The sequence below is a fragment of the Methanosarcina barkeri str. Wiesmoor genome, assembly GCF_000969985.1.
Lineage (GTDB): Archaea > Halobacteriota > Methanosarcinia > Methanosarcinales > Methanosarcinaceae > Methanosarcina > Methanosarcina barkeri_B.
Map to the genome: position 1 here is coordinate 1,195,054 of NZ_CP009526.1, position 11,727 is coordinate 1,206,780.

Sequence of the window (11,727 nt, forward strand, 5' to 3'; positions counted from 1 at the left end):
AAACGTTAACCATGTAATTGTAACCTTATAGTTTCCTTTCTGAAAACACTGATGTTCTGGATTTTTTTATCTTGAAGTTTTTCCGTCTCCAAAACTCCATTTCATGCGGTAGGAACTCCTGTGATTTCGTCAGTAAATCCTACCGCTAATAAAAATTTTCTAGAGATTGGAATTTCAGAGAATTTAAGCAACTGGTTTTATTACAATTTTTATACAACTTTTATATATTGTGTTTTTGTTACCGTGTTCTTGCCTTTAGCATTCTTTACTGTTAAATTAACCGTATATGTTCCTGCCTTTGAATACTTATGAATCGGATTCTGTTGGAATGACTTTGCTCCGTCTCCAAAGTCCCATCTCCATTTAGCAGGTATTCCTGTACTTGTGTCAGTAAAAGTAACCTTTAATGGTGTTTTTCCTGATGTAACACTGCTGGTGAAGTTTGCAGCAGGTTTTGTAATCACTTTTATATATTGTGTTTTTGTTACCGTGTTCTTGCCTTTAGCATTCTTTACTGTTAAATTAACCGTATATGTTCCTGCCTTAGAATACTTGTGAACAGGATTCTGGAGGAATGATTTTGATCCATCTCCAAAGTCCCATCTCCATTTAGCAGGTATTCCTGTGCTTGTGTCAGTAAATTTAACCTTTAATGGTATTTTTCCTGAGGTTGGAGTTGCAGAAAAGTTTGCAACCGGTTTTGTTATCACTTTTATATATTGTGTTTTTGTTACCGTGTTCTTGCCTTTAGCATTCTTTACCGTCAAGTTAACAGTATATGTTCCTGCCTTTGAATATTTATGAACCGGATTCTGAAGGAATGACTTTGATCCATCTCCAAAATCCCATCTCCATTTAGCAGGTATTCCTGTGCTTGTGTCAGTAAATTTAACCTTTAATGGTGTTTTTCCTGAGGTTGGAGTTGCAGAAAAGTTTGCAACCGGTTTTGTTATCACTTTTATATATTGTGTTTTTGTTACCGTGTTCTTGCCTTTAGTATTCTTTACAGTCAAGTTAACAGTATATGTTCCTGCTTTGGAATACTTGTGAATCGGATTCTGGTGGAATGACTTTGACCCATCTCCAAAGTTCCAGAACCAGGAAGTTGGAGAGCCAGTACTTGTATCAGTAAATTTAACTTTTAATGGTGTTTTTCCTGAAGTAGGAGACGCAGAAAATTCAGCTACTGGCTTTGCTGAAGATTGACTGGAGACCTTAATATACTCAGTTTTTACCTCAGAATCGTTTCCATCCGCGTTGGAAACCGTAAGGTTGACAGTGTAAGTACCTACCTTATCGTAAGTATATGAGGGGTTCTGTTCAGTGCTGTCTACAGTTCCATCATTATTGAAATCCCAAGAATAGGACGAGATGTTGCCAATTGAAGCATCGGTGAAATTGACAGTGAGAGGAGCATTACCAGAAGTAGGTGTTGCTGTAAAATCTGCAACAGGAGTGCCAGAATGAGGTTCACTTACGATAATGTACTCGGTTTTTACTTCAGAATCATTCCCTTCTGCATTGGAAACTGTAAGGTTGACGGTGTAGTTTCCTGCTTCTGAAAAGGTATGCACTGGGTCCTGCTCTGCAGAGTTTGTACCGTCTCCAAAGTCCCAGTTCCATTCAGTTGCATTTTCAGAAAGATCAGTGAACTGGACTGAGAGAGGAGCAGTACCGCTTGTTACGTCCGCAGTGAAATCAGCAACTGGTGCCGGTTCTGTTGGTGTTGAGGATTTGGAAACAGTAATGTAATCCGTTTTCACAGTACTGTCGCTTCCTACTGAGTTCGTGACTGTCAAATTTACAGTATAGTTTCCTGCAGCAGTAAAAGTGTATGTTGTATTCTGGTCAGTACTGTCCACAACACCATCATTATCGAAGTCCCAGGCCCACGAGGTAGGTGAGTTTGTAGAGAGATCGGTGAAATTAACTGATAACGGAGCAGATCCCGACGTTACATTACTGGTGAAGTCTGCTGCCGGGAGTTGAGATGCAGCTACGGTAATGTTACCGTAATTCTCTATTGGAGCAATCAGAGGTGCATAATCTGTACCAAAGCCAACTGTGTATGAAGTATCTCCAACTCCGTCCTCATCCGCATCAGCGCCTTTGTACTGGTCGAAGTAATTGCCAAGTATGCTTATGTGCTCTTTACCAGCATAATTGTAGTTGAGTTCAGAAGGAGAAGACCAGGAAACGCCCGCATCGTTACCCGGGTAATAGGCATAAGAGCTACAGTTAATGAAGTCGTTTTGATATATATCAATTTTATTGTTCGTTCCAACGAAATTAAATATACTCAATGTTACTTTGCAATTCTGATAATTATTTTTTACACACGTCACATTATTTACGTTGTTTATTTTCATTATGTATTTGTAATTGTCATTCTCAAAAGTATTGTTTTTTACAAATCCACCGCCTTCTCCATTTATAATATATATATTAAATTGACTGTCTTTTACAGTGCAGTTTTCTATAATTGTACTATCTCTAACCATCAATGATCCTACAGCATTTTTAAATAAACAATTCCTTACATCCAAGAACTCAGAATTATAAACAATAGAACTAATGCCTAGTCCTTTTGATCCCGTAAATTGAAGGTTTTCAAATAGAGAATTATTAGCAAAATTGTTTACCTCCATGCGAACATTATGAAGTATAACTGAGTCCTGGCTATCACCGATCACATTTAAAGGAGCAAGGATATTAACAGTAGTAGTCCTTAGATCACTTCCATATTCTCCTGAATGCCAGTATATTGTCGAATCAACGGGTGCATTCTCAATAATCGATTTAAAATCATCCCCTGGATATATATGGATGTCAGGAATCCCAATTGTTACATCCGTATCCCCTGTGATGTTGTTTTGTCTTTCTGTTTCTTCTCCATCAGTCCATTCTTTTGCTGAAACTTCTCCTGTAATTGAATAGGTTTCTGTTTCTGCTGTTGCCGGCACGAAAACATCGTATATGACTGTTTTTCTACCAGGATTCATTTCACCAATGAGTCCCCATTGTGTGTTCGCAGCTTCGTATGTCATTCCATCATTCTGAACTGGAGTTACAGTCCAACTGTCAGGAAGATTTTCGTCAATACCTAGCGAGTAAAGTGTGCCACCTGAAACTGTGACATTTAAAGTTACTCTGAAGCTTTCTCCTGCTTTTATATTTGTGTTGTTTAACGTTCGCTCACCGGTTATATTGGCTGCAAGTGCTGGTGATGCTAAACTTATAAGTAGAAACTCGGTTTTTACTTCAGAATCACTCCCTTCTGAATTGGAAACCGTAAGATTGACGGTGTAATTACCGGCTGATGTGTATGTGTGCGCTGGATTCTGCTCGGTAGCATTGGTACCGTCTCCAAAGTTCCAGAACCAGGAAGTCGGTGATCCAGTTGACTGGTCTGTGAAATTAACCAAAAGAGGAGCAGTACCGCTTGTTACATCAGCAGTAAAAGCCGCGACTGGTGCCGGTTCTGTTGGTGTTGAGGATTTGGAAACAGTAATGTAATCCGTTTTCACAGTACTGTTGCTACCAACTGAGTTTGTGACTGTCAAATTTACAGTATAGTTTCCTGCAGCAGTAAAAGTGTATGTTGAATTCTGGTCAGTACTGTCCACAACACCATCATTATCGAAGTCCCAGGCCCACGAAGTTGGTGAGTTTGTAGAGAGATCGGTGAAATTAACATTCAGTGGAACTTCGCCAGAAGTCGGCATTGCCATGAAGTTCGATGTAGGGAAATCAGCGTCTCTAAAAGCATATAATTTCTTGTCGAGGCTGCCAATATATAAGGTTCCATCTGCTCCTATTGCTGGTGAACTAACTATCTGGTTTTCTACGGCATATGTCCATTTTAATGTTCCGTCAGGGTTTAATGCATATAATTTGTTGTCATTGCTCCCGAAGTAGATAGTTCCATCTGCTCCTATTGCCGGTGAACCAATCTGGTTTCCTGTTATTGCATATGTCCATTTGAGTGTTCCATCAGAGTTTAACGCATATAATTTGTTGTCGCTGCTTCCAATATATATTGTTCCATCTGCTCCTATTGCTGGTGAACTTCCTAAATTGCCTCCTGCAGTATAGCTCCATCTAAGAGTTCCTTCGGGATTTAATGCATATATTTTTTTGTTGTCAGTAGTTCCAAAATATATTGTTCCGTCCGCCCCTATTGCTGGTGAACCTGCTACCCCTTCCCCTCCATTGTAGCTCCATTTAAGAGTTCCATTAGGATTTAATGCATAAACATCTCTGTAGCCGCTTTCGATATATATTGTTCCGTCTGTTCCGATTGCTGGAGTACACTGTAGCTGTGCTCCTGCGTAGTATTTCCATTTTAGAGTTCCATCTGGATTTAATCCATATAGGTATTTGTCGTTGCTTCCGATGTAAACAGTTCCATCTGTCCCGATTGCAGGAGAACAGCTTATCCTGTTTCCTGTAGTGTAGCTCCATTTTAGAGTTCCATCGGGGTTTAGTGCGTATATGTTTTTGTCATAGCTTCCGATATATACTGTCCCATCCACTCCGATTGCTGGAGAACTACTTATTCTGTTTCCTGTAGTGTAGCTCCATTTTAGGGTTCCATCGGAATTCAATGCGTATAATTTGTTGTCGTAGCTTCCGATGTATATCGTTCCATCTGTCCCAATTGCTGGCGAACTGCTTATCTGCTTTGTTGCAGTGTATGTCCAAATGCTATTGTTTGTTTGGGGCCCGTTGTATGACGATTGTCCAGAGTTGTTGAGATCTCTCTGAAACTTAGGCCATGCCGAATTTGCGAGTCCACCTGATGTCATTATTTCTATTGTTACATCCGTATCTCCTGTGATATTGTTTTGTCTTTCTACTTCGTTTCCATCAGTCCATTCCTTTGCTGATACTTCTCCTGTTATTGAATATATCCCGGTTTTCGTTGTTACCGGCATGAAAACATCGTATATGACTGTTTTTTTACCAGGATTCATTTCACCAATGAGTCCCCATTGCATGTTTTCAGCATCGTATATCATTCCATCATTCTGAACTGGTGTTACAGTCCAACCGTCTGGAAGATTTTCATCAATACCTAGCGAGTAAAGTGTGCCACCTGAAACTATGACATTTAAAGTTACTCTGAAGCTTTCTCCTGCTTTCACGCTTGTAGTGTTTAACGTTCGCTCACCGGTTATATCGGCTGCAAGCGCTGGTGATGCTAGACCTATGATTAGAAAAATGGATAAAAAGGCTAGTAAAGTAATTTTTTTCATAACATCTACTCCGTTTGATCCTTGCCGACCACGTTGATACCTGTTCAAACAGGTATTTTTTAAAAAAACCGATTTTTTCTGAAAAAGGAGGCTCAATAACAGTATTAAGTTCTGCAAATTTCTTTAGATTCCACTTTTATGCAAGGTCGACACTTACAGTTAAGGATATTGTCAGGAGTATAAATACTTAAAAATTTGGCAAAGAATTGTTATCTAAAATGGAAAAAACTGGAATAAATAAAAAAGGGTAATAAGGTAATCTCAAGATTACCTCAAAAACCAGTTGCTCCGTACAGGTATGGAGATTTTCTAGGTTGGAATTTCAGAGAATTTAAGCAACTGGTTTTATTACAATTTTTATACAACTTTTATATATTGTGTTTTTGTTACCGTGTTCTTGCCTTTAGCATTCTTTACTGTCAAGTTAACAGTATATGTTCCTGCCTTTGAATACTCGTGAACCGGATTCTGATGGAATGACTTTGCTCCGTCTCCAAAGTCCCATCTCCATTTAGCAGGTATTCCTGTACTTGTGTCAGTAAAAGTAACCTTTAATGGTGTTTTTCCTGATGTAACACTGCTGGTGAAGTTTGCAGCAGGTTTTGTTATCACTTTTATATATTCTGTTTTTGTTTCCGTGTTCTTGCCTTTAGCATTCTTTACTGTCAAGTTAACAGTATATGTTCCTGCCTTAGAATACTTGTGAACCGGATTCTGAAGGAATGACTTTGCTCCATCTCCAAAGTCCCATCTCCATTTAGCAGGTATTCCTGTGCTTGTGTCAGTAAATTTAACCTTTAATGGTGTTTTTCCTGATGTAACACTGCTGTTGAAGTTTGCAGCTGGTTTTGTAATCACTTTTATATATTCTGTTTTTGTTACCGTGTTCTTGCCTTTAGCATTCTTTACTGTCAAGTTAACAGTATATATTCCTGCCTTTGAATACTTGTGAACAGGATTCTGTTGGAATGACTTTGCTCCATCTCCAAAGTTCCAGAACCAGGAAGTTGGAGAGCCAGTGCTTGTGTCAGTAAATTTAACCTTTAATGGTGCTTTTCCTGAAGTAGGCGACGCAGAAAATGCAGCTACTGGCTTTGCTGAAGATTGACTGGAGACCTTAATATACTCAGTTTTTACCTCAGAATCATTTCCATCCGCGTTGGAAACCGTAAGGTTGACAGTGTAGGTACCGACTGCATCATAAGTGTATATAGGATTTTGCTCAGTGCTGTCTACAGTTCCATCATTATTGAAATCCCAAGAATAGGATGAGATGTTGCCAATTGAAGCATCGGTGAAATTGACAGTGAGAGGAGCATTACCAGAAGTAGGTGTTGCTGTAAAATCTGCAACTGGAGCTCCAGTCAATGGTTCACTTACGATAATGTACTCGGTTTTTACTTCAGAATCATTCCCTTCTGCATTGGAAACCGTAAGGTTGACGGTGTAGTTTCCTGCTTCTGAAAAGGTATGCACTGGGTTCTGCTCTGTAGAGTTTGTACCGTCTCCAAAGTCCCAAAGCCATTCAGTTGCATTTTCAGAAAGATCAGTGAACTGGACTGAGAGAGGATAAGTACCGCTTGTTACGTCCGCAGTGAAATCAGCAACTGGTGCCGGTTCTGTTGGTGTTGAGGATTTGGAAACAGTAATATAGTCTGTTTTTACAGTACTGTTGCTTCCTACTGAGTTCGTGACTGTCAAATTTACAGTATAATTTCCTGCAGCAGTAAAAGTGTATGTTGGATTCTGGTCAGTATTGTCCACAACGCCATCATTATCGAAATCCCAGGTCCATGAAGTTGGTGAGTTTGTAGAGAGATCGGTGAAATTAACTGATAACGGAGCAGATCCCGACGTTACATTACTGGTGAAGTCTGCTACTGGAAGTTGAGGTGCAGCTACGGTAATGTTACCGTAATTCTCTATTGTAGCTATCAGCGGTGCATAATCGGTATCAGATCCAACGGTGTATGAAGTATCTCCAACTCCGTTCCCATCTGCATCAGTACCATTATACTGGTCATAATAATTGCCAAGTACACCTATGTTTTCTTTACCAGCATAAGTGTAGCTAAGTTCAGAAGGAGAAGACCAGGAAACGTCAGTTCCTGAACCTGAAGTCAAAGAGGAACAATTTATGAAGTTGTTTAGGTACGTAGTAACTTTTTGTGAGTCGCCCTGGAATTCAATGGCACCTTTATCAACGTTACAGTTTTCAAAAGTGTTATTTTGGATAACTATATTCACACTATTACGGGGTGCAATTACGGATCCAGCTGCAGAAATACCATCAAAAATATTGTCAGTGATTGATGTATTCTGTGCTTGCAATAAATAAATGACTTCGTTATTTATATGGTTATTCACGAATTTATTATTTGATACTGAAACGTTACTCATAGTTCTTTTAAGATATAAAGGTCTCACGTTTCCTGATACCTCGAACAAATTATTTCTGATTGTACCTCCACCAGAGCCAGTCCATATCCTTAAATATGAATTACCTATGAAAGTACAGTTTTCTAACAGGCTATCGTCTTGAATTTGTACGGATGAATTCTCAAATATACAATTTCTGATTTTATCATAATTAGAATTACTGGTAAATTGTGGTCCCTTGTTTATAAAATGAATTCCTTCAATTGTGGTACCAGGTGATCCACCCCATCCAATGTTTGTTAAATTAACAAGATTTGCTCCATCCCCTATTATATGCAATGAATTAGATATTGTATATCCTCCATTTCCTGTATAGTTCCCTGCATGCAAGTATACCGTTGAACCTTCTTGAGCATTCAGAAGAATAGATTTAAAATCATCCCCTGGATATATATGGATGTCAGGAATCCCAATTGTTACATCCGTATCCCCAGTGATGTTGTTTTGTCTTTCTGTTTCTTCTCCATCAGCCCATTCTTTTCCTGAAACTTCTCCTGTAATTGAATAGGTTTCGGTTTCTGCTGTTGCCGGCACGAAAACATTGTATATTACTGTTTTTTTACCAGGATTCATTTCATCAATGAGTCCCCATTGTGTGTTCGCAGCTTCGTATGTCATTCCATCATTCTGAACTGGAGTTACAGTCCAACCGTCAGGAAGATTTTCATCAATACCTAGCGAGTAAAGTGTGCCACCTGAAACTGTGACATTTAAAGTTACTCTGAAGCTTTCTCCTGCTTTCACGCTTGTAGTGTTTAACGTTCGCTCACCGGTTATATCGGCTGCAAGCGCTGGTGATGCTAGACCTATAATTAGAAAAATGGATAAGAAGGCTAGTAAAGTAATTTTTTTCATAACATCTACTCCGTTTGATCCTTGCCGACCACGTTGATACCTGTTCAAACAGGTATTTTTTAAAAAAACCGATTTTTTCTGAAAAAGGAGGTTCAATAACAGTATTAAGTTCTGCAAATTTCTTTAGATTCCACTTTTATGCAAGGTCGACACTTACAGTTAAGGATATTGTCAGGAGTATAAATACCTAAAAATTTGGCAAAGAATTGTTATCCAAAAAGGAAAAAAGTGGAATAAATAAAAAAGGTACCTTAAATAGTTAAGGTCATTCCAAAAAGAAAAAAGTGGAATAAATAAAAAAAGGGAATAAGGTAATCTAATAATTACCTTAAAATCCAGTTGCTCCGTACAGGTATCCTGCATCGTTTCCGTAAACAAGATATCCATTAGCAAAAGCTATTCCCTGTAGTGTGTAAGTTGAGTTGCTAGGTTGCCAAGATCCACTGCTACCTAAGGAACCATCGATAAAGTTCAAATAGTAGCACTTAGCAGAGGCATTATTTGTAGTCACATACACTCTTTCTTGTCCGGAAGTATTTGTGGTTATAACGGGAGAGGCTTTTACAAGTCCACCGAGATTGGAGGATTCGTCTTCCAAATTCAAATTTGTATCAAAACACTTTACAGTACCAGTAGGATTACTATAATTGCCATTGTCAGTTCCTACATAGATATAATTATTAGTTACTGCAGGAGTTGAAGTTGAGTATACGTCAGATCCGAAGCTATTTGATGCTTGTAGATTGCTCAATATGCCGGAAGGACTAATCGAGGCTTTTAACAAATAGCCTGGCTTAGCAGTAAAGTATATGTATCCATTTTTGTAGACGATGCCTGAACGGATGCTACCGTAAGAAGACGCGTCCAGAGAACTTACTAGGCTTCCAGTCGCTTTATTGAAAGAGCGTACTTTACCTGCGTCATCCCCAACGACAACATAGTCACCAATGATTGCAGGGGATGCTCCGTAATAGCCACGGGTACTGCTGTCATTTCTCCAGATTACATTGCCATTGCTTGCATCCACACAGTAGAAGTAACCTCCAATTGTACTATAATTTTCATCAAACCCTACCGAGCCAAAATACAGTTTTCCAGAGTCGTATTTTATTGGAGAATCAATCTGGTAGTTAGATGGGAAATAGGTGTCACTTGAATTATACCATACAACATTCCCAGTCGTTGCATTTAGTGCATAAATGGTTGAACCAATATTTGTATTTCCATAGTTTCCGTTTGACAAACCAACATATAAACGATCATTGTTATATACAGGCACAGATATTTCGTAACTGTACGGATTATCATTTGCAATATTGGTGTTAACCCAATTCTGAGCTCCTGTTGTCAGGTTAAATGCATATACGGTTCCATTGTAATTTACGCAATATGCAACATTATTATCATCAATTACAACTCCTGCATCCAACCCTGCATAATCACCAGCAGCTGTTGTGCTAGTCCAGTTCGTAGCAAAAGTTGTAGTAATATTTTCACTGGTAACTCCGTTATTGTCGTTGTTCCCCTGGAACGAAGTCCAGCTTGAAGCTGATACTGCCACGGGCAGCAATCCAATTATTACCATGCTTATCAAAAGCATAAACAAATTTTTATTTTTCATGTTCGGTACTCCGTTAATCAATGTTCTGTATCAATTTTTGATACCCACAGGTAAGCGAATTCTCCTGTAGTTCACCCACTCGTTATTGATTGAATCCCAACTACGTTTTTTAATTTAGTGGGATGTAAATAAGTTTGTATTTCTTAATATAATAAACAATCAAATTGGGAAATTATTGTTAGCCTTTAGCTATACATTATGCTCATTTTTTGACTGATTTATTAACATTATTAATACTGTTACCTTCAAAGGATACTCTATATCTGTTTTCATATATTTACAAACAAACTTAATGAATAAGCTTAATATCTGTAGTCTCAGCCTTGTTTTAAGAGATTTACTCCATAGGAGGCTTGCCCTGAAAGTCGATGAGGCCCTCATGCTTGAAAATCAAAGTTGCGCTGGCGCACCCCGCTGCAAGCAACGGGGTATGTTCGCGCCACCGCTCGGTTGTATTGGCTTATTGAAAATCGATTATTTTCATTTGTTTGTATGCTTCTTTTTCTTCCTGATTTCCCTGATTTTCAATATAGCTTTTTATTACATCGGAAGTTGTTCCATCTCCTACGGTTCCGATGTATCCTCCATCACTCCACAGTTCACTACCCCAAAGCTGTTTTTTGATCTCAGGGTATTGCTTAAAAATTTGTCTTGCTGTAATGCTTTTTATTATTTGCATTACTCTTGAAGGAGAATATTTTGGTTCGGCACCAACAAAAAGATGGACATGATCACCATCAGTACCAATTGCATCAAACTCAAAACAGTACCTTTCACCAATTCCAAAGCATATGGTTTTCAAAAAACGAATGATTTCAGCATCTAAAAGAAGCTTTTTCCGATATTTCATACAAAAAACCATGTGGTATCTTATTTTATAGACACAATGGTTTGCATGTCTGAGTTCCATTTACAGTACAAATGTAGCTAAAAATATAAGGTAGTTATTTAACAACGGTTCTCGGGGAAGTTTTCCATCCCCGCAGCAAGCTAGCGGGGTATTCGAATGAAATCAAATCAAAAAAATTTTGGAGGATGATGGATTATAAACTACTAAATATAAAATTACTGATATGTTGTAACCAATAACGGCGCAAAATGTAGATGAATATAAAATTCAGTGATAAATGGTTAATTACTGATACATATCATTGAAAAATTAGCATTTCATGTAATTTTTTTTACAAATTGAATAAATACATAAATATTAGTTATGTGTTGAAAATTTGAATCGGGTATTTTTCTTTATTATATTACTAAGAATTACCATAATTAGAATTATTGGCACAAAATTTCATTAAATTAAATCTAAAGTGCGTTAAACAAATTTTTTTGCAAAATAGATATTATTATTTAATATTATTGAGAAATAAGGAATTTTGTAGAAAATGGTGGAACCTCAAATAATAAAGAATAATATATGAGCTCATCCCAAACTCCAAACCAATTTTATTCTTAAATCAATAGGAGTTTTGGAAATATTTTTCGTTATGATATACTCGATTGAGAATTCCAAATTTGAAATTCAGAGATGCGATTTTGAATTTTAGGAGA

The 11,727-nt window shown here is 37.9% G+C and carries 4 protein-coding genes; all 4 read right to left on the minus strand.

The window, feature by feature from the left end:
* Nucleotides 1–209 precede the first annotated feature (209 nt).
* Nucleotides 210–5,258: a PKD domain-containing protein gene (locus MSBRW_RS23780; RefSeq protein ID WP_011308636.1), complete on the minus strand. Its 5,049-nt coding sequence runs from the start codon at nucleotides 5,256–5,258 to the stop codon at nucleotides 210–212.
* Nucleotides 5,259–5,615: 357 nt separating this feature from the next.
* Entirely contained in the window at nucleotides 5,616–8,552 is a 2,937-nt protein-coding gene (locus MSBRW_RS20810; protein ID WP_011308635.1) for a PKD domain-containing protein, read from the minus strand.
* Between the two features lie 328 nt (nucleotides 8,553–8,880).
* Entirely contained in the window at nucleotides 8,881–10,173 is a 1,293-nt protein-coding gene (locus tag MSBRW_RS05290) for an outer membrane protein assembly factor BamB family protein (RefSeq protein ID WP_011308634.1), read from the minus strand.
* 460 nt (nucleotides 10,174–10,633) lie between these two features.
* Nucleotides 10,634–11,083, minus strand: a complete 450-nt coding sequence (gene tnpA, locus MSBRW_RS05295; protein WP_011308633.1) for an IS200/IS605-like element ISMba18 family transposase — start codon at nucleotides 11,081–11,083, stop codon at nucleotides 10,634–10,636.
* Nucleotides 11,084–11,727 lie beyond the last annotated feature (644 nt).